Raw genomic sequence first — 23,047 nt, forward strand, 5'->3', positions numbered from 1 at the left:
ACCTCGCAGCTTGAGAGATCGCAGACCTTTTGCCACTTTATGTGACGACGCTCGGCCAACAGAAACTGGTTTCACTAAAACCAATTGAACAAAAAACCAGACACCATGTCGTGAAATCTGTCCCGCCCGTTTAATACACCGACACACGAAGCCGTATCCGTGGTCGCAAGAAAATACTTAATTTCGAGCAAGGTACGCCACATGGCATCCATTTCTGGCACAAATACAAATGACAATCTCGTCGGCACCAGCGACGATGACGAAATATACGGTCTACTAGGTAACGACACCCTGCGTGGTTATGAGGGTAACGATAAGGCTTATGGCGACTCATCGCCTGAAGATATCGCCACCCTATCTCCAGACGCTAATGGTTCATATGCCATTCAAGAAGAGACATTCATCAGCGTGACTTTGTCACAATTTAGCTTCCCAGCTGGTGAAGAGAAAAGCTTGGGCTACGCCATTTTGGACGCATCCGGAACCATCATCAGCCGTGACATCATTGTAGATTATGTCAGCTTGGCGGAGCGCGGCTCGGCGCTCGATATCAACGTACCTGGTGGCGCAGCACTGGTTTTCTTCACCATGCCTGCCAGTCAATTAAACAACTTTGAATGGCGCCCACTCGACCTTAATGACGTAGACACCAACATCCCATCATCAAGCGTCACCATCGAAGTTGAAGAAATCAGCAGCGACACCAGTACGCATGGCAATGACAGCCTGTATGGCTATGAAGGTGATGATCGCCTGTTTGGCGAAGGTGGCGATGATTTTCTCGTTGGCGCTGACGGTAATGACGTACTTTCCGGTGGCGATGGTAACGACACCCTTTGGGGTGGAAATGATGATGACCATCTTCACGGTGGCAACGGTAATGATACGTTACGCGGACAAAATGGCACCGACAAACTGGAAGGCGGTGCAGGTGATGACACGCTGTATGGTGGTCAGGGTAACGACGAGTTATTGGCAGGTGAAGGCGCTGACCTCGTCTTTGGTGAAAATGGTGACGACTATATCCGCGGCGGCAGTGGTGACGACGAAATTTGGGGCGATGCAGGAAACGACACTATTCGTGCCGATGAAGGTGCCGATTACATCGACGGCGGAACCGGTGACGACCAGATTTTTGGCGGTAACGGTGACGATGAAATCTATGGTGCCACAGGCAATGATGACCTTCGAGGAAATGGTGGCAATGATGTCATCTACGGCGAAGAAGGCGATGACTTCCTGCGCGGTAATGGTGGGAATGACTATCTAGACGGTGGCGTCGGTAATGACACCCTCTACGGCAACTTGGGCAGTAACACCCTACTTGGCCGTGAAGGCAACGACTATCTGTTTTCTGGCTGGAACAGCTTCGACAATGTACTGGATGGTGGCGTCGGCGAAGATATTCTGAGGGGCGGAACCAATTCCGACACCTTGATTTTCGATGTTAATGATTTCCAAGGACAAATCCGCACGCTTTCTAACGGAAAAGAAGTCAACAAGCACATCTATGATGCCGCAACAGGCTTTGATGTCTTGAAGATTTCAGGCTCAGTGCATGCCGATTTTACGGGTGCTGCCTACCAAACCACACCCGGTGTGACGGGTAACGTCATCGCCGGTGTTGAAGCCGCTATTGGTGGCAATGGCAACCAAACTGTTACCATTAATATCCATGAGACTGATGCGCAGTCAGACACCACCGATCGGGACGATTGGCAGGGTTTTGTGGCTTGGCTGGGAGAAGGTGACGACACCCTGAATCTCACTGGGGTGCATTGGCAGTACGAAGCTTCAGACACATCTAATGCTGATATCACGCCAGCGATGATAGAGAAAATGGGCATAACAGCAGCCCAAGCCGCGGATTTACAAGCTTATGTCTTCACCGATATCCGCGATGGTGATCAAGTGACTATTTGGACTGATGCTGAAAACATCACTTATCTTGGTACGGATATCGTCTGATATCAGCCAGCTTTATCAAAGGGCCAGCCAACGTGCTGGTCTTTTTTATCTCTGTGGACTCACGCAAAAGTCGTGAAATGAACTTAAACTGAAAAGTAGCGTTTATGTTATAAGTCATTTGTGTATCAATAGAGACGATAAGAGCCACGAATACGATGAAGAAAGGCTTGTTGAATAATCCGATGAAGCTGGCGATTGCCACTATCACCCCACTTTTGCTTGCGGGCTGTTTTGAGAGCAACCGCAGCACCGCTCAGCTTTGCGAAAACTATCCTCAGATCTGTAATAAGCTTAACGTTCAGGATGGCCAATGCCGCCATGAGCGAACTGACCTTATTTGGAAACGTTATGACGTCGTCAAAAAAGAGTCAGATCTGAATAAGTTCGATGAACTGCTACTGACCAAGAAGTACGCTAAGTGTATGGAGTTGGCTGCACAGATTGAAACCACCACGCTGAAATCGAAAAAGACACTGCGCACGGAAGCTCTCTTCCACGCCTATGACGCTATCGACAAACTTGAACAGCAACTTAAATCTTCTTACCAGCCTTCCATTATTTACTACCGTTGGACACAGGGTGACAACGAAGCACTCGAACAATTCTTGAAGTTGGAAGAAACCGAATACCTCAACACCCCGGAGTTACAGCTTGGTCTTGCGACTTACTACGTCGATAAAGACAAAGAACACACGATCAAACTGCTATTGAAAGCCCTCTCCTATTATGATGGCCGCGCGGGTGAAACCCGTGAAAAGGCAATTCCAGATGTGGTCAAATCTCTCGCAACGGCCAACCATTCTATTGGAAAGCTCGATGAAGCCTACCTTTGGGCACTCGTAGGCGGTGAACTGGGGCTGCCAATCGCTAAAGAGGCACAGCTTAAATTGCTATACCCAATGGCAGATTCAAGACGTGCGACTATTGCTGACATTGCAAAAGATATTGCGTCTGAAATCGAAGATGGGGATTTTGAAAAAGGACTACTGATGCAGCTTGCGACGTTGGGTGACCCGACCTAATCAATGCCACCTCTTAAAAACAAAAAGTGCGCCGAGAGCGCACTTTTTGTTTTCTGATACCCAATGACTTTCAACTTTTACTTTCGTCATTCTGCTCAGAGAAAGTCATCGACACAGAATTCACACAGTAGCGTTGCCCTGTTTCTGTGGGGCCGTCGTCAAATACGTGCCCCAGATGGCTGTCACAGGCGGCACAACGGATTTCGGTTCTTACCATTCCATGGCTTTGGTCTTCCAGGTAACGAACCGCACCTTCTACCGCTAAATCAAAGCTTGGCCAGCCGCATCCAGAGTCAAATTTTGTACTCGAATCAAATAAAAGAGCATCACAGCAGACGCAGTGATATGTTCCTTTCTTATGATTGTGTAATAAAGCACCAGTATATGGCGCTTCTGTATGTCCCAACCGACAGACCTTATATGCCTCTTCAGACAGAGACGCTTTCCACTTATTATCTGATGTCATGACTTCCTCTTGTGCAGGAAATTTCTCTTTCCGGCAAGCCGGAATTTGGCAAAAGATTTTTTACCTCCTTATTACTCTGAGTACCACCCCGGATAATAAGCTTCGCCCGTCAGGTCACAGCTTCAGCGGTCTGCTGACTTTTATCTCATCAACAATGGCTTACGCGCAGCGCCGACAAACTCGTTTTCGATTCTCAGTTTTCGCACTTACCGAACGGCATATTGTCACCATACTTGTTTAGCGAAGCAGATATGCGCCTTAAAGAGTATGACAGATGGCGTTGTACAAATATCAAGCTAGGGTGTTTTACGGGAATAATTTCAAATATTTTGTAGCACATTCAAATATTGTTTGGGCGATGTAAAAATAATCCGTACTAATTTTTGACTTTAAGCAATTTAGATGGGTTTTTTGCTTGCATGGGTGGTACCGATTCTGTAATTTTACTACCAATTTCCTTTCACTAGATATTAAGTTGTGGAGCAACATAATGACTATCAAAGTAGGTATTAACGGTTTTGGCCGTATCGGCCGTTTCGTTTTCCGTGCATCTGTTGAGCGTAACGACATCGAAGTTGTAGCAATCAACGACCTGATCGACGTTGACTACATGGCATACATGCTGAAGTACGATTCAACTCACGGTCGTTTCAACGGTACTGTTGAAGTTGTAGACGGTAACCTGGTTGTTAACGGTAAGACTGTTCGCGTAACAGCTGAGCGTAACCCAACTGAACTTCAGTGGGACGCAGTAGGCGTTGACGTTGTTGCTGAAGCAACTGGTATCTTCCTGACTGACGAAACTGCACGTCAGCACATCACTGCTGGTGCGAAGAAAGTTGTTCTGACTGGTCCATCTAAAGACGCAACTCCAATGTTCGTTATGGGTGTTAACCACGAGACTTACGCAGGTCAAGACATCGTTTCTAACGCTTCTTGTACTACTAACTGTCTTGCGCCAATCGCGAAAGTACTGAACGACAAGTGGGGCATCGAGTCTGGCCTGATGACTACTGTTCACGCGACTACTGCAACTCAGAAAACTGTTGACGGTCCTTCTGCGAAAGACTGGCGTGGCGGTCGTGGTGCTTCTCAGAACATCATCCCATCATCAACTGGTGCAGCTAAAGCAGTTGGCGTAGTTCTTCCAGAACTGAACGGCAAACTGACTGGTATGGCTTTCCGCGTACCAACTGCAAACGTTTCTGTTGTTGACCTGACTGTTAACCTGAAAGAAGCTGCTTCTTACGCAGAAATCTGTGCGGCAATGAAAGCTGCTTCAGAAGGCGAGATGGCTGGCGTTCTGGGTTACACTGAAGACGAAGTTGTTTCTCAAGACTTCATCGGTGAAGTTCAAACTTCAGTATTCGACGCAAAAGCTGGCGTTGCTCTGACTGACAAATTCGTTAAAGTTGTATCTTGGTACGACAACGAAATCGGTTACTCAAACAAAGTTCTGGACCTGATTGCTCACATCTCTAAGTAATCATTCCGGATTGCCGTTAAGGCATGAGTGACAAAAAGGCGGCTGATGGCCGCCTTTTTTGTACCTGAATTTTTGTAGCAAATTTTCAAAAGGCACCTTCATGGACGTAAAACAGCTCCCTACCCTTGCTGTTCTCTCTGACTATGTCACTGTCTGCGAACTGGACGGTTTAAAAGTCGTTCGTGTTATTCATCCGAAAGCCACCGCTGCGATTTCCTTGTTTGGCGGCCACGTGCTGAGTTTCACGCCGGCCGGTAAAAAAGAAACCATTTGGATGAGTGGGAAAGCAGACTTTACCGGTAACAAAGCTATTCGTGGTGGCATTCCTGTATGCTGGCCTTGGTTCGGCAAAGCAGCAGAACCTTCTCACGGTTTTGCACGCACCAGCGAATGGACGCTCAACGAGCACCGCGAGAATGATGAAGGCGTGATTGTTAGCCTGACCCTGGCTGACACCGCCGAAACCCGCGCTATCTGGCCTCATGCTTTCCACGCAGAACTTCTGGTGGAAGTCAGTGACACACTCAAAGTCAGTTTGGTCTCGACCAATACTGGCGAAAGCGCCATGCAAATTGGCGGTGCACTGCATACCTACTTCAACATAGGCGACATTCATCAAACCACGGTTTCCGAACTTGGCAATGAGTACATTGAAGCGGGTGAGCGTAAGCCAAGCACAGGCAAAACGACGTTCGAAGGCGAAGTTGACCGTATTTACCCTCAAGCAGCTGACACTGTGATAATTGAAGATGCTGCGAATCAGCGCCGTATAGAGGTCAGTAACCAAGGTAACAACGGTGTTGTCGTCTGGAACCCGTGGCAAGCGCTTGCCGAAGGCATGGCTGACATGGAAGACGACGGATTTTTGACCATGGTTTGTGCAGAATCTGCTGTTTACGACAGAAGTGTGACGCTCCAACCTGGCGAAAAACACACGCTCTCAACCGAAGTTATTTGTAAATAAATCGTTAACTAACAGCGATTTCATTGAAGCCGGAACTTTGGGGTTCCGGCTTTTTTATTTTCTGGCACGTGCAATGCAAGTTCGTCATCAAGAGAAGAGGCATTCATCAAACAGGTGCCAAAGTGAGCGTTTGCGGAAGTCCTAACTGTGACGGACGTTGGAAACCCAGAAAGTGGCGTCTCGCTGGTGAGAATTCGCTCTTGGGAATGGATCGGTAGAACAATTCCCTGTGTATATACGGTTAAGTAGCGATATTCACACAACCCAATCCTGAAAGGCTGAATACAAAGCCTTATCACAAAAGGGAAAAATATTGAAAAAACAAGTAATTCAACCAAGCAAATTGATCAGTTGCGACTAGTCTTAAAAGAGTGAGGATATGAAAGCAACTGCGCCGATATCCTTTCTAATTGATAACAGCACGATTTAGGGGGCAGGACCATGAGTATTTTCGACCACTATCGTCAACGCTACGAAGAAGCAAAAGACGAAGAGCTGAGCCTTCAAGAATTTCTGGACCTTTGCCGGGAAGACCGCAGCGCTTATGCAAATGCGGCTGAGAGGCTGTTAATGGCCATCGGCGAACCTGAAATGATCGACACTGCGCTCGATCCTCGCTTGAGCCGTTTATTCTCCAACCGCGTCATCTCGCGCTACAAGACTTTCGAAGACTTTTACGGCATGGAAGATGCTATCGAGCAAATCGTTTCCTACCTCAAGCATGCTGCTCAAGGTTTGGAAGAGCGCAAACAGATCCTCTACTTACTTGGCCCAGTGGGCGGTGGTAAGTCTTCACTGGCTGAAAAACTCAAAAGCCTGATGCAGAAAGTGCCGGTTTACGTGCTGACTGCAAACGGCGAACGCAGCCCAACCAACGACCACCCTTTCTGCCTGTTTGATGCCGCGGAAGACGGCGCATTACTGGAAAGCGAATACGGCGTTCCTCAACGTTACCTGCGTACCATTATGTCGCCTTGGATTGCCAAGCGTCTGCATGAATTCGGCGGCGACATTACTAAGTTTAAGGTCGTCAAAGTTCGTCCATCCATTCTCGACCAGGTTGCTGTTGCGAAAACAGAGCCGGGTGATGAAAACAACCAAGACATCTCTTCGCTGGTTGGTAAAGTCGATATCCGTCAGCTTGAGCATTTTGCGCAAGATGACCCAGATGCTTACAGCTACTCCGGTGCGCTGTGTAAAGCAAACCAGGGTCTGATGGAATTCGTTGAGATGTTCAAAGCACCCATCAAAGTGCTTCACCCACTGCTGACAGCGACACAGGAAGGCAACTACAACGGTACTGAAGGTCTTTCGGCCCTGCCGTTCGATGGCATGATCCTCGCTCACTCGAACGAATCAGAATGGCAAACCTTCCGTAACAATAAAAACAATGAGGCATTCCTCGACCGTGTATACATTGTCAAAGTGCCTTACTGTCTTCGTGTTTCTGAAGAAATCAAAATCTACGACAAACTGCTGGAAGGCAGTGAGCTGGCTAACGCACCTTGTTCGCCAAGCACGCTCGATATTCTCGCCCGTTTCAGTGTGCTGTCGCGCCTGAAAGAGCCGGAAAACTCCAGCATCTTCTCGAAAATGCGCGTCTATGACGGTGAAACGCTGAAAGACACGGATCCAAAGGCGAAGTCTTATCAGGAGTACCGTGACTATGCTGGCGTTGATGAAGGCATGAACGGTCTTTCTACCCGCTTTGCGTTCAAGATCCTCTCTCGCGTTTTTAACTTCGACCATTCCGAAGTAGCAGCAAACCCTGTGCACCTGTTCTACGTGCTTGAGCAACAAATTGAGCGAGAGCAGTTCCCGCAAGAAATTGCTGAGAAGTACCTTGAAAACCTGAAAGGTTACTTGATTCCGAAATACGTTGAGTTTATCGGCAAGGAAATTCAGACCGCTTATCTCGAGTCCTACTCTGAGTACGGCCAGAACATCTTTGACCGCTACGTGACCTATGCAGACTTCTGGATTCAGGATCAGGAGTATCGCGATCCAGATACCGGTCAACTGTTCGACCGCTCTGCGCTCAACAGTGAACTGGAGAAAATCGAGAAGCCTGCGGGCATCAGTAACCCTAAAGACTTCCGTAATGAAATCGTGAACTTTGTCCTTCGTGCACGCGCTAACAATGAAGGTAAGAACCCAGTTTGGACCAGCTACGAAAAACTTCGCACTGTTATCGAGAAGAAAATGTTCTCGAACACCGAAGAGCTGCTCCCGGTCATTTCCTTCAATGCGAAAACGTCGACCGAAGAGCAGAAGAAACACGACGACTTCGTCGCCCGTATGATGGAGAAAGGATATACCCGCAAACAAGTACGCTTGCTGTCTGAGTGGTACTTGCGTGTGCGTAAATCCTCGTAACACTGTCTAGGGATGTATTGAAATTACGGGGGGCTTATGGCGCATTTTATAGATCGAAGGCTCAACGGGAAAAACAAAAGCACGGTGAACCGTCAGCGTTTCTTGCGACGTCACAAGCGACAGATTAAAGAGTCTATTGCTGATGCTGTAAACAAACGTTCTATCACTGATGTGGATAGTGGTGAAAGCATCACTATCCCTTCCCGGGACATTCGAGAGCCAGTATTCCGACAAGGCAAAGGCGGACAGCGTGATGCTGTCCACCCTGGCAACGACCAATTTATCCCCGGCGACCGCATTGAACGCCCACCTGGTGGTGGGCAAGGCGGAGGCGCGGGAGAAGGTCAGGCAAGCCCGGACGGCGAAGGTCAGGACGATTTCGTTTTCCAGATTTCGAAAGACGAGTACCTGGATTTGCTGTTCGAAGATCTGGAACTGCCGAACCTGAAAAAGAACCAGATGAACAAGCTGGTAGAGTGGAAAACCCACCGCTCCGGTTTCAAAGCAACCGGCGTGCCAGCCAACATTGCTATTGTGCGTTCGCTTCAGAACTCTTTGGCACGTCGAACCGCGATGTCAGCGGGCAAACGTCGCAAACTTCGTGAGCTTGAAGCGGAACTCGAAGCGCTGAAAAGCACTGAACCAGGGCAGCCGCTTGAAGAGAAACGTCTGCTGGAAGAAATTGATGAACTCAAGGCCAAGATTGCCGCCGTACCTTTCATCGACACTTTCGACCTACGTTACAAGAACTACGAGAAGCGCCCACAACCGAGTAGCCAAGCTGTCATGTTCTGTCTGATGGATGTGTCCGGTTCCATGGATCAGGCCACCAAAGACATCGCCAAGCGGTTCTACATTTTGCTCTATCTCTTTCTTACCCGAACCTACAAAAACGTGGAAGTGGTGTTTATCCGCCACCACACGCAGGCAAAGGAAGTGGACGAGCATGAGTTTTTCTACTCACAGGAAACGGGTGGCACCATCGTATCCAGTGCACTCCGACTGATGAATGACATTGTGAAAGAGCGTTACCCTTCCAACGAGTGGAATATCTACGCCGCACAAGCATCAGATGGCGATAACTGGGCGGATGATTCACCGGGTTGTCGCGAGTTGTTGGAAAGGCAACTACTGCCGGTAACACGTTACTACGCATACATTGAAATTACCCGTCGTGCACACCAGACACTGTGGCGAGAGTATGAATCAGTGGCAGAGAGTTACGAAAACTTTGCCATGCAGAACATTCGCTCTGCCGACGACATTTTCCCAGTCTTCCGGGAGTTGTTTAAGAAACAGGTGAGCTAACCCCTCACCTCTCTTTCCGGGTTTGAGATCCAAGGAGGACGCGATGGCAGTCGCAGCAAAAAAGAAAAAGAAGACGCTCAGTGATGGTCCTGACTGGACGTTTGAGCTGCTAGAGAACTACCACACGGAAATCAAACGTGTGGCGGAACACTATCGCCTCGACACCTATGTGAACCAAATTGAAATCATCACTGCCGAGCAAATGATGGATGCCTACTCAAGTGTGGGCATGCCTATTAACTACAACCATTGGTCTTTCGGCAAAAAATTCATCGAAACAGAGCGCGGTTACAAGCATGGTCATATGGGCCTTGCCTATGAAATCGTGATCAACTCCGACCCTTGTATTGCCTATCTGATGGAAGAAAACACCATCACAATGCAGGCACTTGTCATGGCGCACGCCTGTTATGGTCACAACTCTTTCTTCAAAGGCAACTACCTGTTCCAGACATGGACGGATGCAGGCTCCATTATCGATTATCTGCTTTTTGCCAAAAACTACATCAGCGAGTGCGAAGAGAAATACGGCGTGGATGAGGTAGAAAAACTCCTCGACTCCTGCCACGCCCTGATGAACTACGGCGTGGATCGCTACAAACGACCACAGAAGATCTCGATTGCCGAGGAAGTGGCGCGTCAGAAATCCCGCGAGGATTATCTGCAAAGTCAGGTCAACGCGCTTTGGCGGACTATTCCAACCAGTGAAAAGGTGCGTGAGAAAGCCGTTGATCGTTTCCCCTCTGAGCCACAGGAAAACATTCTCTATTTCTTCGAAAAGCATGCACCTCTGCTGGAGTCTTGGCAGCGTGAAGTGATTCGTATTGTAAGGAAGGTCAGTCAGTATTTTTACCCGCAGAAGCAAACGCAGGTTATGAACGAAGGCTGGGCGACATACTGGCACTACATCATACTTAACCACCTTTACGATGAAGGACTGGTCACAGACCGTTTCATTATGGAGTTCCTGCACAGCCACACCAATGTGGTTGCACAACCGCCCTATAACAGCCGCTTTTACAGTGGTATCAATCCGTATGCGCTGGGTTTTGCGATGTTTCAGGATATTCGCCGTATCTGTGAAGACCCCACTGAAGAAGACAAATACTGGTTCCCTGAAATCGCAGGCAGTGATTGGTTGGAAACCTTACATTTTGCGATGCAGAACTTTAAGGACGAGAGCTTTATCAGCCAGTTCCTGTCACCCAAAGTGATGCGAGACATGAAGTTCTTTGCCATTAATGACGATGACAGACAAAACTTCATCGAAGTGACCAGCATTCATAACGAGGAAGGTTACCGCCAGATCCGGGAGAGGCTATCGGCGCAATACAACCTCAGTAACCACGAACCTAATATTCAGGTATTTGATGTGGACCTACGAGGCAATCGGGCGCTGACCTTACGTTACGTGCCGCATAACCGCATTCCGCTGAACGATTCCTACGAAGAAGTACTCAAGCACGTTCACCGTTTGTGGGGATTTGAAGTGGTACTGGAGGAAGAACTGCCGGACGGTAAGAGTAAGATCATCTCAACCTGCCCAAAGCGTCCTCAATTTGACCCTGATTTGATACCGGGAAGCTAGCGAGACGCACACAGACAAAAAAACCGCCAGAAGTGGCGGTTTTTTTTCAGGAAAGACAGGATTAAGCTTCTTCCTGCTCCATCAGCTTGGCAATGGTATCGCGGTTATGGAACCAAATCGCACCGCTTTCACGACCATATTGCTTGATGCGATCAGCCACATCCAGATGACGGCCTTCATTCGTGATAACCAGCAAATCACGGTAGAACTGAATCGCCAGTTCACAAGCACGCTTGTCCATGAAGTAGTAACCACCAACGCGAGAGTAGATTTTACGCATGCCGTTCATGGTCAATACGTAAACTTTGTTCCCTGAGCGTTGCGCCATGCCTTGGAACAGCATGTAGTCGAAGTGGTTGAAAGCACGACCACGGCAAACCGCTTCGCAGGTGTCCAGATCAGTTTTACCGAACGCGTCGTAGATTTTCTTCACATCCTGCTGGATGGCATCTTTCTCTTCAGCAGTCTCAATGAAGCTCGCAAAGCTGTCGCTTGCCAGCAGGGCTTCACAGCGACCAATCACTTTCTCTATCAGATCTGCACAGATTTGCGGGTCATTTTTCACCGCATAACGCATGTAAACGCCACTGATGTCGGTGCGTGCTGACAGCAGGTTTTCCAACACACCGTGAACATCTTCACCCTCTAGGGTAACCAGCGTATCGAGAATGTTGAGACCTGATGTGTTCATGTAGTCATTCACGCGCGTCGGCTTACCATGTTGGATAGTCAACCAGCCGTCACGAGCCAGGCGCTGTAGCACCTCTCGAAGGGTTGTACGTGTGACACCAATCAGTTCTGACAACTCGCGCTCTGCGGGAAGAATAGAGCCTTGTGGAAAGTGATTATTCCAGATGCTCTCGATGATATATTTCTCAGCAAAAGTTGCCGGGCTATCCGCCTTAATAACCATTGAGTGTTGTTTCCAGGTTGCTTCTTATCTTGATTAATAACTCATCATACCACTTATCCTCGCCACCTAGAAACCTAAGAAGGGTATCGTTTGCGCCCATTTAACTGTGATTTGACGGGCGTACATCACAGTTAATTAAATTTTCATCTAACTTGAACAGCTGCCTTGTCTGGTTTCATAACCACAACATGCACTTTTATGTGCGTTTTAAACCGTAAAAACTGACCAGCTACCAATTTTACAACCTCTTCACGCCCATCAATGGCGAAAAGAAAAGCGATTGTTTTCTGCTGCACGTTATCCTTGATCCCCATCACTGTATACAACCAATCCCATGCATAGAATAACGGCGCCCAAATGTTACAGGATATTTCAAAAGCCCAGGGTTGGAGTCGCGTTTTTTCGTAACATACTCCAGTAATTTAATTAACATGCAACGGATTGTTGACTGTTTGAAAAGTCGCTGTATTGTGTGCTCCGAGTTTGCCTATGCGATGGGTTTCAGCGGTACTTTTCGTCGATAAATCGACGTTTAGGGGTCAGATTCCAAACATTTCAACAAAATTTGAAATTGTGTAATTTTACCGCCCCCTGTCGCAACAGAGCGTTTACATCTTCATTTCAAGCCTCCATAGAACTTGCTTTTATAAGAAACAGAGACATATACATGGCCATTACGCTAAGGAATGCTTTCATCAAGAACTTTCTCGGTAAGGCGCCCGACTGGTACAAAGCGGCGATTATTGCGTTCTTGATTATCAACCCAATTGTTTTCGCTATCGATCCGTTTATCGCGGGTTGGTTGCTTGTAGTGGAATTTATTTTCACTCTGGCGATGGCACTTAAATGTTACCCACTTCAGCCTGGCGGCTTACTGGCTATCGAAGCCGTAGCCATTGGGATGACCAGCCCAGCCACGGTGAAACACGAGCTGGTTGCGAACTTCGAAGTTCTGCTGCTGCTTATCTTTATGGTGGCGGGTATCTACTTCATGAAGCAGCTATTGCTGTTCATCTTTACCAAAATCCTGCTCGGTATTCAGTCGAAAACGCTGTTGTCTCTGGCCTTCTGTTCTGCAGCCGCATTACTTTCTGCATTCCTTGATGCGCTGACCGTGATAGCTGTTGTTATCAGTGTGGCAGTTGGCTTCTACTCTATTTACCACCGTGTTGCATCAGGTAAAGACTTCCAATCCAACCATGACCATACCTCAGACGAGTCTGTTCGCGATGACCTAAGCCGCGATGACCTTGAGAATTACCGTGCATTCCTGCGCAGCCTGCTGATGCATGCGGGTGTAGGTACCGCACTGGGTGGTGTAATGACCATGGTAGGTGAGCCTCAAAACCTAATCATCGCTGAAAAAGCAGGTTGGCAATTCGGAGAGTTCATCGTTCGAATGCTGCCTGTTACCTTGCCAGTTCTGTTCTGTGGCTTGGCGACCTGTGCATTTGTCGAAAAATTTGGCCTGTTTGATTATGGTGCAAAACTGCCTGAAAACGTTCGCCAGATCCTGGTTGAGTTTAACAATGCCGAGCGTGCGAAACGCACCAACTACGACGTGGCAAAGCTTGTTGTTCAGGCGATCATTGCAGTTTGGCTGGTTATCGCACTAGCAATGCACTTGGCCGCAGTTGGTTTGATTGGCTTGAGCGTTATCATCCTGGCAACCTCTTTCACCGGCGTTATTGACGAGCACCATATCGGTAAAGCGTTTGAAGAAGCGCTGCCGTTTACTGCACTGTTGGCGGTTTTCTTCTCAGTGGTTGCGGTTATCGTAGACCAAGGCCTGTTTACTCCAGTGATCAGTGCCGTTCTGCAACTGGAAGGTGGTGCGCAGCTCACCATGTTCTATATCGCAAACGGTTTGCTCTCCATGGTGTCAGATAACGTATTCGTTGGTACGGTTTACATCAACGAAGTTAAAGCGGCGCTGATGGATGGCATCATTACTCGTGAACAATTTGAGCTTCTCGCTGTCGCAATCAATACCGGTACTAACCTTCCGTCGGTGGCAACACCTAATGGTCAGGCTGCATTCCTATTCCTGTTGACATCAACGCTGGCCCCGCTCCTGCGCTTGTCGTACGGCAAGATGGTTTACATGGCGCTGCCATACACCGTCGTAATGGGTCTGGTAGGTCTCGCAGGTATCGAATTGCTGCTGCTTCCAATGACGGAGTGGTTCTATGAAGCGGGTTGGATCACACTTGGCACGGTTGAAGCGGCTGGTGCCGTGAGTACTGGCCATTAAGGCTTGATTTCCAGCTCCGTAACTTTTTGAATAGCAAAGTCCCGCCTTCGGTGGGGCTTTGTCTTTTACAACGGATTCGTATTCTATGTTGTCGTATTTCAACGAAATATCCCGTGGGCGTGGCGCTTGGTTTCTGCTGATGCTGTCGGGTTTAATCCTCGAAGGTTGTGCGCTGTTTTTCCAGCACGTGATGGACTTGGCGCCTTGCGTCATGTGTATCTACGAGCGTGTTGCCATGCTGGGTGTGGTGGGTGCGGGTCTCATCGGTATGATTGCTCCGCAAAACGCACTGGTACGCTGGTCAGGACTGATTGCCTGGGGTGTTGCGGCAGGTTGGGGGCTTAAACTTTCCATCGAACATGTCGGCTACCAATTCCCGGATCCGAACGACCTGTTTGGCGCGACCTGCGATATATTTGTTTCTTTCCCTTCATGGGCACCATTGAACCAATGGGTTCCATGGATGTTTGAAGCCAGTGGCGATTGCAGCAAGATTGTTTGGCAATTCCTGACACTGTCTATGCCTCAATGGCTGGTCGTCATTTTCGCAGCCATGCTGGTTGTGTTAGCTGTTGTTGTGTTGTCTCAGCTGTTCGGTAAGCGCGAGCGCCGCCTATTCTAGTTGAAGCCATTGCGTCGATAGAATCATAAAAAATCCCAGCCTTGGCTGGGATTTTTGTTATTTGCTTTTCAGTAGCGCTACCAAGGGCTTATCTGCATCACTGAAGATATAATCCTCCAACTCTGATTGGCTTACCCATGCCTTTGCCTGATGGCAATGCAGGGTCAGCTCACCTTCCACCAGCTTACAGCGATAGCTTTTGAGTAGTATCGACTTGGTCGGATAATGGTGGAGTGTTTCGGTGAGATACTCACCAACCTCTACCTTAATAGACAACTCTTCCAATAGCTCTCTGGCTAAAGCCTCTAGCTCAGTTTCTCCGTGCTCTACTTTGCCACCAGGAAACTCCCAAAGACCGCCTTCATGATCAAAGCGCTGGGTAATGAGAATGCTATCACCGTCAGTGAGTACACCAGCGACAACCAAGATTGGAGAAGTCGTCATCACTTACCACAGCACTTTTTGAATTTCTTTCCGCTGCCACAAGGGCATGGGTCATTACGACCAACAGTTTTGTACGGATTCACTGCACGAGCACCGGAACCCTGCTGCACTTCATCAGCCGCCAGCGCCACTTCGTTAATCATCAGAGGTAGTTGCTGGTAGTACTTTTCTGGCGATGGCAGTGCCGCCAGTCCTGCTTCTTTCATTTGGTCCAGCGTACCTTGCTCGTCATGAAGGAAAAGCATGGTCGTCATCAGTGCCGAAAGCATGCGTCGGCTACCATCAGACACTTTGATATCTTGCCATGCCGGTTCAATGTGAGGCCAAACAGCGAGAAAGCCTTCGGCAAAAGCCTGATGGTTGTCATTACGTGATGCGTCGAGTGACAACTCAGCAGGTAATTCGTAGGTGTGCTTCATCAGGGATGCATACTGCTGCTCAAATCGCAGCATTACCGCCTTTTTCTGCTCAGTGGTCATTGGCTCTACATCGTCTTCGTCCATTCCACCTGTCACCAGAATAGGCAACCAGCTATTTTCAGGGTCCAAAGGTGCTGGAGACAGGTTCGCAGCCAAAAGCGCACCTTCAATAAAAGTGGCTGGCATACCTTCCCAGTCACTTTGTAATTCGACCATCGACGTCATTGTGGTTCTCTAAAGATGTAAAAAACGGATCATAACCCAAAACGCCCGTCACCGCTGATTTTCAACTTCTCCTTATGAAAGCAAGGTCATTTTTTGACCAGTAGAACTACGCGACAAATCGAATAATTGGTCTAAGGCGTTGAATAGTTTTGCTCAAACCGTGGTAGTCTAGCCGCAATTGATTTAAGAGGACTTTCTGTCAGTGCCATCGTCTCGAAGTGTCATTATCGCCGGTGCGACCGGCTTGGTAGGTGACGAGTTATTACATCAATTACTGGGGGACCCTGATGTCTCCCACATCCACGTTGTGACGCGACGCCCTGTCGCTGTGGTGTCTGAAAAAATCATTGTCCATCAAAGTCCTGACCTTTCAGTCACTCACTGGCAACCTCAATGGCCCGTGCCACTTCAAGGGTATATTTCCTTAGGTACAACCAAGAAGCAGGCAGGCTCGAAAACGGCTCTAGAAGAGGTGGATTATCACCTTGTGGTCAAGGTTGCACGTATGATGGCCGTTGTCGGCGTTAAGCATCTGGCCGTGGTTTCAAGTATGTTGGCTCACCCTTGGTCACCATCCCATTACCTGCGCTGCAAAGGTAAAATGGAGCGCGCACTTTCAGAGATGGGGTATGAACGCCTTTTAGTGGCACGTCCCGGCCCGTTGGTTGGAGAGCGTGAAGAACCAAGAAACGATGAACAATTCCTGCAGCGAATCATGCCGCTGCTGAATCCATTCCTTGCTGGTCCTTTGGCTGATTTTGAGCCTGTAGAAGCCGTGCGTGTTGCGCGAGCCATGATCTCAGCGCTGTCCGAACAGAATTGGCCTGGACGCATCGACTACCGTATTTTGCCGGGTCGGGTCTTAAACCAGTACTGATCTAGGTAGCAAAAACGAAAAGAGAAAAGAGAAAAGGCAGACCGAAGTCTGCCTTTTTCATGTTTCTTGAAGTCAATTTCTAAGCAAAGCTCTCAACAGCAGCCTGACGCTCCACCTTGTTGAGCGTGCTGATGATTTCACCCAGAATTTGTTGTTTGTCTTTAAGCTGGCGAATACGCACAAACAGCTCTTTCGCTTCTGGATATTCAGCCTGCAGATAACGGAACCATTGTTTTACTCGGTTCGGGTAGTACATACCCTTGTCACCACGAATTTCAAATTCTGAATAGCGAACCAAGAGCATCAGCACTTGATGCCAAGACATCGGTGCATTATCGGCTTTAATGTGTGCCGCAAGATTCGGCATATTCAGCGCGCCACGGCAAACCATCAAAGTTTCACAACCCGACACTTTCGCACATTTTAGCGCGTCATCTCGACACCAAATATCACCATTGGCAATCACTGGAATCGACAAGTTCTTTGCCAAATCACCAATCAAATCCCAACGTATAGTCCCCGCCTTGTAAGCATCTGCTTTGCTGCGACCATGAACGACAATTTCACTGGCCCCACCCGATTGCACCGCATCGGCAATTTCACGATAGGCAGAGACATCATCAAAGCCCAGACGCACTTTGGCGCTGACCACTTGATCGGAAGGCACCGCTTCGCGAACGGCTTTCACCACCTGATACATCAGCTCAGGTTCTTTCAGAAGAGCCGCCCCACCTTTGTTGCCGTTTACCGTCTTGGATGGGCACCCAAAGTTAATATCAACCCCAGACGAGCCGAGTTCCGCCACCAGTGCGGCATTTTCACCCATGTATTGCGGAGACTGACCTAGCAGTTGTACACGCACAGGTGTCCCCGACAGCGTTTTACCGCCATTTTCCAGTTCAGGGCTTAGCTTGTAGTAGACGCGGGGAGGCAGTTTCGCATCGACAACACGCACAAATTCTGTCACGCAGAGATCGTAAGGATTAATCTCTGTCAGCATTTGACGCATCAGAGGATCAAGCACACCCTCCATTGGGCCCAAGGTCAATTTCATAGCGGAATCGCTCTATTGATGGCGAGCGTGTGAAATATAGTGGGGGGATTACTCAAAGACAGCCTCAATGTTATTGCGCACTTGGAGCATCAGACACCATCGTCTCCAAGTGACCTTGTAAACTGTCGCGCATCATATCAGTGAGGCTTGACGATGTGTAGCGAGATGCACCTCTTGTTCTAGAGTACAAAAAGATAGGGAGACCGTACAAAGCTATTTTTCAATGTTAAGTCTCCGAAAAGTTGTACTTTCCATGCGTGTCTGCATGAAACTGTCTTCTGAGGAGGTTTGCTCTGCATGCCAGCTATTCAAGGTCATTGTATCTTTTCCAGGCTCAAGCATGCCTGACAAAGAGAAAGCAGATTGCTCATCTGATTCATACCCAGATAGCGACAAGCTTTGCGCCATTTCCGGTTCGGCGTCGACGTCTATAAACCCAGTAAGTATCACTTCCGAATCCCCGCGTACCAGCCATGCTGACGTTGAGCCAGAAGCCCCTTTCACATGATAAATATCAAGCAGTTGGCGCTGGTCGAGACTGACCCACTTTCCAATGACAGGGCGTTTTTCAATGTTACACTCTTCAGGTAAGTCACTCTTTACTGACTCATGATCAACGTCCGCTGAGGACTTGTTAAAAATTAACTTATCAACGAAGTTGCCTTTCTGATAGCTGCCAAATGGTACGGAAACAACGATCACATTGGTTAACGTTAGCTTGCCATCATGCTGAAGTTGCCCAACCATAGAGCCAGCCCAATGCCAGCTTTCATCTTTCTCTCCTTCAGCGATATTTTTCCAATAAATGGAGAGCGCCACAGATTGCCCCATCGTCTGAGTTGGGGCTTCGCCAGAGCAATGACCTACAAGTTGATAAACCCCTTTGGAGCCAGTGTGTGAGCTATACCGGCCAATGATCCTGTTCTCTATCGCGAGGAGTTCCATCTTGGATTGAAAATCATTGTGCCAAATTCCCGTTAATTGCTTATGCATTATTTTGCCTTTAGCTTATCAAATAGACTGGCGGGCTCTTTTTGCTTGGTCTGGATAATTTTTGACCCACCAGGCTTATTAAAAATCCATACGCCTTTAGGTACCAATTGACCGTCTGATGGCTCTTCGTACTCGTAAACCGTGTATAAGTGGTCCATCAATACAGAGCCCACCAATAACATGTCTTCCGCACCTTTCAGCCACTGAAACTGTGAGACCGATTGCCCTTTGTGCTGTCCTTCTTCAATGTCACGTCGATATACATCGCTGGTGATTTCCAATAACCCATATTCGTCACCCGAACTGTCGGTCAGAGAAATTGAAACCACAGGACTGGTCTCTGTCGTCTGTTCAAAGACCTTTTTCAGTACTGTTTTGTCTCCTTTGAACGCAGAAGAACCACTGTCTAAAGTAAAATAGAGGTCTTCTCCAATAAGGTTATCACCAACGCTTATTGAGGCATTCTCGGAGCTCCAAAGGTAAGGGACTTCTTCCCGATAACGTGCCCACGGTAAAAAGAGGTACTCAAGCGACGTTGAATACGCATCATCGAGCAATCCAAAACTAACGGTTCCTCTCGCTGATTTGTCTTCGCTCATGTCACTTAAAAAGCTGATAAATGGTCTCTTTTTACTGACGAACCCTTTATCCATAAGATCGAGCAAAAAGTGGGAGTGAATAGGTTCCCCTTCATGAGATTGTGCCAGCCTGAAAGTACCAGACAGCTTATCGAGAGGAACTTCAGACACTTCGCCGCTAGGTAGCCCAATACCACCATCCCAGTCCAGCTCATCAAACTGTATGCCTGAATATTTTTTGGACAAGTACAAAGATATGAATAAACAGGCGTCCAATTCCTTTTGAATTGGCATACAAAGTTTATCTCTGCCCTCTTCAACTTCCATGCTCCCCCACGGACCGAAATCAACCGTTGTCCCAGTCTGATCAATCCATTCAAAGGTTGATGATTCAGAAAACATGAAGCGACCATTCGCATAAAGTTGGCAGCCATCATCAGAACAAAGGCTAGATGTCACCCAGTTAAAGTTACTCCCTGTATCAAAACAGAATTTAAGCGTTTGTCCCGGCGTACCTATATTCAACTCGCAGAACCAGGGGGTTGCACCATTGTTTTGGAAAGGTCCTTTTTGGAGTGGCAAGGAGAAACCATCAGTTTTTTTCCGAAGCATAGTTCTTTTCTTTTAGCGGCAAGAGGAGAAACGGCTGACTTTATTCCTGCCCGTTTTCTTCGAGTGGTACATCGCAGTATCGGCTCTTGCCATGATGCTTTTTATGTTGTCGTCTGAATCACGGACCTCAGTGACACCGATACTCACCGTCAGCTTTATACTTTTCTCTTCCGCTACGAAGCGACTGCTTTCTAGCAAAAGCCTTAGCTCCTCTGCTTTTTGATAGGCAGATTCTATGCCTGAATGCAAAAGAATAATGGCAAACTCTTCACCGCCAATCCGCCCGAAAAAATCAGATCCCGTCAGTTTTTCATTCAATAAGTTAACCGTGAACTGAATTGCCTCATCTCCGCAATAATGGCCAAGCGAATCATTAATTTGCTTAAAGTGATCAATGTCGAGCATAAGCAAAGCGAAGGGAGTATGGTCGGTTTGAAACTGTTTCAGTGCGCCTCGCAGTCTTTCAGTAAAAGCGCGCCTGTTCGCGATACCAGTGAGATCATCCGTTTCCGACAGTTCTTTTAGACGTTTTTCCAAGAGGTGACGCTCAGTAATATTTTTCGCTATCCACACAACGGTGCGCTCGCCATTTTCAATCAGTGGAATAGGTTTAATGGTGGCTTCAAACCAGATCTGTTCAGGTGCGATAACATCGTCAGGTAGGTCGATCATGTTATCGGTATCAAACTTATACGAGGCGAGTTGTACCTGATTCGTTTCAAGCGCTTTTTTGATATACGAATGAAACGTTTCAGCCATTTCAGCCGGAGCGACGTCATATAGCGATGAGCCGATGAACTGCTTACAGTCAAAGCCAGTGGCGTTATCTTCTCCACCGTAAACGTCGATATATATCCCAGATTCGGAGAAGATAAACGTATGCTCTGGCAAGGAGTCCAAAACCGTATAATAGCGGTCCTTCAATTCCATGTGATTGCCTAGCTTGTATACTGTTTGATAATGAGAGTATCAATAAGTTAGAAACAGGAGATTCAAAGTCAATCAAGCACAGCTACTTACGATATATCACTCGCAAACATATCAGAAACTTATGAGTCAAAGTTTTTACAGCAGGCGGAGAAATACACCCAACAATCGAATGTCATAAAAATACCGCCTTGATAAAAGCGGTATTTCAAAGAGTCGCCGAGGTTGCAAAAAAACGATTTAAAGCGCTATCTGCGCGAAGGATGATTATGGTCTTATTAACTTATATATTTAAATTCCAATAAAAACAACAAGATAAACCATGTCGGTATTATAATTGTCCCAAAATAGACCACACCATAGCTTTTCGGGACTTTGCCTACATTCAAACCCAATGAGTTAGACGAGGACTACACTGAGTAATTTAAAGCCTTTACATTAGTCATTTTTTATCAATTAGTTACGTAACAACAATTAGCCAGATGGCGATAAAGTGGCGACATATTATTATGTCGCCACTTTTTATTGTACCTGTTATTCAATCAACTGGAGATGTTGACCACGCTTACTATATGGGTTGAGTTCGATCATAAGAACCATTATGTGCTGTTGTAGCTATCTGAACCATTATCTCTATGGGAACCGTGTTAACCATTTTTCTTCAACCGAAGGAAATACTTTTCGAGCCATTCATATAGAATGATCGACAACCCAACGGTCATTAGAAAACTAAGTAAGCCAACCAAAGCAAATGTATTCACAGCAGGAATAGGGTTCTTAATGTTTATAACAAGGTCGACCATTGTTGAATGAACTACATACATACCAAACGTTAACCCGCCGAGCTTTACAAATAGGCTATTAGATATCGGTTTGCTAACAGTATTTGGTATCAGCAACATTCCTAAAATAAATAGTCCTGAAGCTAATGCTGTAAATGTATATATGTAAATATTGGAAAAATCCTCTACTGAAGGATGTGGCAATTTGAAAGCGAAACGATACGTAAAGTATGATAGCAATATAAGAATAAAACCAATTATATGCTTATCCTTATGAGACGAAAGACTATTAAACAAAAATGCGCAAATGCATCCAACAATGAACGGGTCTAAACGAGTAAATAAGTTACTATAGATATATTGTTGTTTACCGGTGTAAAGCATAACGATCCTAGTGATGACTGTAATTACATATAGAAAACAACCCATACAAACCAGAAGCCTATGCTTATTACCCTTATAAACATTGTACACGTACCAAAAAATTAACCCCACCAGTATATAGAATTGAAACTCTACACATATACTCCAAAGCGGTCCTATAACCCCACCTACATTTACTCCTGAGTATGGAAGAGTTAGGTTGCTAGTTAGAGTTAGAATATAAGGAGTCATACTAAGTAGATCAGCATACCCCATACCTTCCGTAGGGCCTATTTTAAAACCAGAAAGAGGGAATACTACCAACCCAAACAAAACCACAAAGTAATACAAAGGCAATATTCTTAATGATCGTCTTCTCATGAAATTGCCAAAAGACAATTTTTTGTTTTTTTTATATTCTAGTAAAAATAATGAAGTAATTAAGAATGAGCTTAGAACAAAGAAAAGATCAACGCCGATCCAGTTAGTCCGTTGCCACGAATATATCCCTGGAACTGGTCTAGGCAGATGACCAACAAAAACCCAAAGAAACGCTAAAAACCTCAAACCATCCAGAACAGGGAAATGAAATTTTTGGTAACTCGCCGCCTCATCCGCTCCATGAGTATAGGCTAATTTTTGACGTAACTGACGAAAAAAGTGTATGAATTTTGACATGATTTTTTACTTTAAAAAAGAGTTATGCTAAACGATGAATCTTACAATGTACAGAAAAGCAATATGCTCAGTATGACCAATATTGTATTCCCACAGATATCCATACCAAGCCTTAGCGGTACTTTACT

At 47.0% G+C, this 23,047-nt stretch carries 20 protein-coding genes; 10 read left to right on the forward strand and 10 right to left on the reverse strand.

Annotated features, from left to right (window positions below; translation table 11 throughout):
* The first annotated feature begins 201 nt into the window (after window positions 1–201).
* The gene (locus QL223_RS19650; RefSeq protein ID WP_002541071.1) at window positions 202–1,968 is read left to right on the forward strand and encodes a calcium-binding protein; all 1,767 of its coding nucleotides are present in this window, start codon (window positions 202–204) and stop codon (window positions 1,966–1,968) included.
* A 155-nt stretch (window positions 1,969–2,123) separates the two neighbouring features.
* Window positions 2,124–2,990 carry a DUF2989 domain-containing protein gene (locus tag QL223_RS19655; protein ID WP_002541070.1) on the forward strand — a complete coding sequence of 289 codons (867 nt, stop codon included), beginning with the start codon at window positions 2,124–2,126 and terminating at the stop codon, window positions 2,988–2,990.
* A 70-nt stretch (window positions 2,991–3,060) separates the two neighbouring features.
* Here QL223_RS19655 and msrB read toward each other — a convergent pair whose 3' ends face one another.
* The gene (gene msrB, locus QL223_RS19660; RefSeq protein WP_281545705.1) at window positions 3,061–3,456 is read right to left on the reverse strand and encodes a peptide-methionine (R)-S-oxide reductase MsrB; all 396 of its coding nucleotides are present in this window, start codon (window positions 3,454–3,456) and stop codon (window positions 3,061–3,063) included.
* Window positions 3,457–3,946: 490 nt separating this feature from the next.
* Here msrB and gap point away from each other — a divergent pair, with 490 nt between their 5' ends.
* From gap to QL223_RS19685, 5 genes are all read left to right on the forward strand, one after another.
* Window positions 3,947–4,942: a type I glyceraldehyde-3-phosphate dehydrogenase gene (gap, locus tag QL223_RS19665; protein ID WP_002541068.1), complete on the forward strand. Its 996-nt coding sequence runs from the start codon at window positions 3,947–3,949 to the stop codon at window positions 4,940–4,942.
* Between the two features lie 100 nt (window positions 4,943–5,042).
* Window positions 5,043–5,906 (forward strand): D-hexose-6-phosphate mutarotase, encoded by an 864-nt coding sequence (locus QL223_RS19670; protein WP_281545706.1) that lies wholly within the window; start codon window positions 5,043–5,045, stop codon window positions 5,904–5,906.
* Between the two features lie 441 nt (window positions 5,907–6,347).
* A complete protein-coding gene (locus QL223_RS19675) occupies window positions 6,348–8,282 on the forward strand; it encodes a PrkA family serine protein kinase (protein ID WP_002541065.1) in 1,935 nt (644 codons plus the stop codon).
* Between the two features lie 36 nt (window positions 8,283–8,318).
* A complete protein-coding gene (locus QL223_RS19680) occupies window positions 8,319–9,590 on the forward strand; it encodes a YeaH/YhbH family protein (protein WP_046302812.1) in 1,272 nt (423 codons plus the stop codon).
* A 43-nt stretch (window positions 9,591–9,633) separates the two neighbouring features.
* Complete coding sequence (locus QL223_RS19685) at window positions 9,634–11,178, forward strand: SpoVR family protein (protein WP_281545707.1); 1,545 nt, start codon at window positions 9,634–9,636, stop codon at window positions 11,176–11,178.
* 61 nt (window positions 11,179–11,239) lie between these two features.
* Here QL223_RS19685 and fadR read toward each other — a convergent pair whose 3' ends face one another.
* Both fadR and QL223_RS19695 read right to left on the reverse strand, forming a co-directional pair.
* Window positions 11,240–12,091, reverse strand: a complete 852-nt coding sequence (gene fadR, locus QL223_RS19690; protein WP_281545708.1) for a fatty acid metabolism transcriptional regulator FadR — start codon at window positions 12,089–12,091, stop codon at window positions 11,240–11,242.
* A gap of 143 nt (window positions 12,092–12,234) precedes the next feature.
* Window positions 12,235–12,387, reverse strand: coding sequence for a hypothetical protein (locus tag QL223_RS19695; RefSeq protein ID WP_156168154.1), 153 nt, complete (start codon window positions 12,385–12,387; stop codon window positions 12,235–12,237).
* Window positions 12,388–12,758: 371 nt separating this feature from the next.
* On the opposite strand from QL223_RS19695, the gene nhaB reads away from it, so the two are divergent.
* A complete protein-coding gene (gene nhaB, locus QL223_RS19700; RefSeq protein WP_002541059.1) occupies window positions 12,759–14,345 on the forward strand; it encodes a Na(+)/H(+) antiporter NhaB in 1,587 nt (528 codons plus the stop codon).
* Window positions 14,346–14,430: 85 nt separating this feature from the next.
* Window positions 14,431–14,967 (forward strand): disulfide bond formation protein DsbB, encoded by a 537-nt coding sequence (dsbB, locus tag QL223_RS19705; RefSeq protein WP_002541057.1) that lies wholly within the window; start codon window positions 14,431–14,433, stop codon window positions 14,965–14,967.
* 57 nt (window positions 14,968–15,024) lie between these two features.
* Here the strand turns inward: dsbB and QL223_RS19710 are convergent, their stop codons facing one another.
* Both QL223_RS19710 and QL223_RS19715 read right to left on the reverse strand, forming a co-directional pair.
* Window positions 15,025–15,411: a (deoxy)nucleoside triphosphate pyrophosphohydrolase gene (locus QL223_RS19710; RefSeq protein ID WP_281545709.1), complete on the reverse strand. Its 387-nt coding sequence runs from the start codon at window positions 15,409–15,411 to the stop codon at window positions 15,025–15,027.
* The gene (locus QL223_RS19715; protein ID WP_281545710.1) at window positions 15,411–16,055 is read right to left on the reverse strand and encodes an SEC-C metal-binding domain-containing protein; all 645 of its coding nucleotides are present in this window, start codon (window positions 16,053–16,055) and stop codon (window positions 15,411–15,413) included. Before QL223_RS19715 ends, QL223_RS19710 begins: the two co-directional genes overlap by 1 nt.
* Window positions 16,056–16,257: 202 nt before the next feature.
* On the opposite strand from QL223_RS19715, the gene QL223_RS19720 reads away from it, so the two are divergent.
* Window positions 16,258–16,932, forward strand: coding sequence for an oxidoreductase (locus QL223_RS19720; RefSeq protein ID WP_281545711.1), 675 nt, complete (start codon window positions 16,258–16,260; stop codon window positions 16,930–16,932).
* A 79-nt stretch (window positions 16,933–17,011) separates the two neighbouring features.
* On the opposite strand, the gene dusC is transcribed toward QL223_RS19720, so the two are convergent.
* From dusC to QL223_RS19745, 5 genes are all read right to left on the reverse strand, one after another.
* Complete coding sequence (dusC, locus tag QL223_RS19725; protein WP_281545712.1) at window positions 17,012–17,986, reverse strand: tRNA dihydrouridine(16) synthase DusC; 975 nt, start codon at window positions 17,984–17,986, stop codon at window positions 17,012–17,014.
* A 213-nt stretch (window positions 17,987–18,199) separates the two neighbouring features.
* The gene (locus tag QL223_RS19730; RefSeq protein ID WP_281545713.1) at window positions 18,200–18,979 is read right to left on the reverse strand and encodes an avidin/streptavidin family protein; all 780 of its coding nucleotides are present in this window, start codon (window positions 18,977–18,979) and stop codon (window positions 18,200–18,202) included.
* Window positions 18,979–20,169: a pepsin-like aspartic protease gene (locus QL223_RS19735; RefSeq protein WP_281545714.1), complete on the reverse strand. Its 1,191-nt coding sequence runs from the start codon at window positions 20,167–20,169 to the stop codon at window positions 18,979–18,981. The genes QL223_RS19730 and QL223_RS19735 overlap by 1 nt, the downstream gene beginning before the upstream one ends.
* A gap of 12 nt (window positions 20,170–20,181) precedes the next feature.
* Window positions 20,182–21,099 (reverse strand): GGDEF domain-containing protein, encoded by a 918-nt coding sequence (locus QL223_RS19740; RefSeq protein WP_281545715.1) that lies wholly within the window; start codon window positions 21,097–21,099, stop codon window positions 20,182–20,184.
* Window positions 21,100–21,743: 644 nt separating this feature from the next.
* Complete coding sequence (locus QL223_RS19745) at window positions 21,744–22,919, reverse strand: acyltransferase (RefSeq protein ID WP_281545716.1); 1,176 nt, start codon at window positions 22,917–22,919, stop codon at window positions 21,744–21,746.
* Window positions 22,920–23,047 lie beyond the last annotated feature (128 nt).

The organism is Grimontia sp. SpTr1, from assembly GCF_947387585.1.
Lineage (GTDB): Bacteria > Pseudomonadota > Gammaproteobacteria > Enterobacterales > Vibrionaceae > Enterovibrio > Enterovibrio indicus.

Bases quoted from the DNA above. Each gene is read 5' to 3' on its own strand.
- dsbB (WP_002541057.1), top strand. From the start codon at position 14,431: ATGTTGTCGTATTTCAACGAAATATCCCGTGGGCGTGGCGCTTGGTTT.
- QL223_RS19680 (WP_046302812.1), top strand. From the start codon at position 8,319: ATGGCGCATTTTATAGATCGAAGGCTCAACGGGAAAAACAAAAGCACG.
- QL223_RS19745 (WP_281545716.1), bottom strand. From the start codon at position 22,919: ATGTCAAAATTCATACACTTTTTTCGTCAGTTACGTCAAAAATTAGCC.
- fadR (WP_281545708.1), bottom strand. From the start codon at position 12,091: ATGGTTATTAAGGCGGATAGCCCGGCAACTTTTGCTGAGAAATATATC.
- QL223_RS19710 (WP_281545709.1), bottom strand. From the start codon at position 15,411: ATGACGACTTCTCCAATCTTGGTTGTCGCTGGTGTACTCACTGACGGT.
- QL223_RS19675 (WP_002541065.1), top strand. From the start codon at position 6,348: ATGAGTATTTTCGACCACTATCGTCAACGCTACGAAGAAGCAAAAGAC.
- QL223_RS19655 (WP_002541070.1), top strand. From the start codon at position 2,124: ATGAAGAAAGGCTTGTTGAATAATCCGATGAAGCTGGCGATTGCCACT.
- QL223_RS19670 (WP_281545706.1), top strand. From the start codon at position 5,043: ATGGACGTAAAACAGCTCCCTACCCTTGCTGTTCTCTCTGACTATGTC.
- gap (WP_002541068.1), top strand. From the start codon at position 3,947: ATGACTATCAAAGTAGGTATTAACGGTTTTGGCCGTATCGGCCGTTTC.
- QL223_RS19650 (WP_002541071.1), top strand. From the start codon at position 202: ATGGCATCCATTTCTGGCACAAATACAAATGACAATCTCGTCGGCACC.
- QL223_RS19740 (WP_281545715.1), bottom strand. From the start codon at position 21,099: ATGGAATTGAAGGACCGCTATTATACGGTTTTGGACTCCTTGCCAGAG.
- QL223_RS19715 (WP_281545710.1), bottom strand. From the start codon at position 16,055: ATGACGTCGATGGTCGAATTACAAAGTGACTGGGAAGGTATGCCAGCC.
- QL223_RS19735 (WP_281545714.1), bottom strand. From the start codon at position 20,169: ATGCTTCGGAAAAAAACTGATGGTTTCTCCTTGCCACTCCAAAAAGGA.
- nhaB (WP_002541059.1), top strand. From the start codon at position 12,759: ATGGCCATTACGCTAAGGAATGCTTTCATCAAGAACTTTCTCGGTAAG.
- QL223_RS19730 (WP_281545713.1), bottom strand. From the start codon at position 18,979: ATGCATAAGCAATTAACGGGAATTTGGCACAATGATTTTCAATCCAAG.
- msrB (WP_281545705.1), bottom strand. From the start codon at position 3,456: ATGACATCAGATAATAAGTGGAAAGCGTCTCTGTCTGAAGAGGCATAT.
- QL223_RS19685 (WP_281545707.1), top strand. From the start codon at position 9,634: ATGGCAGTCGCAGCAAAAAAGAAAAAGAAGACGCTCAGTGATGGTCCT.
- dusC (WP_281545712.1), bottom strand. From the start codon at position 17,986: ATGAAATTGACCTTGGGCCCAATGGAGGGTGTGCTTGATCCTCTGATG.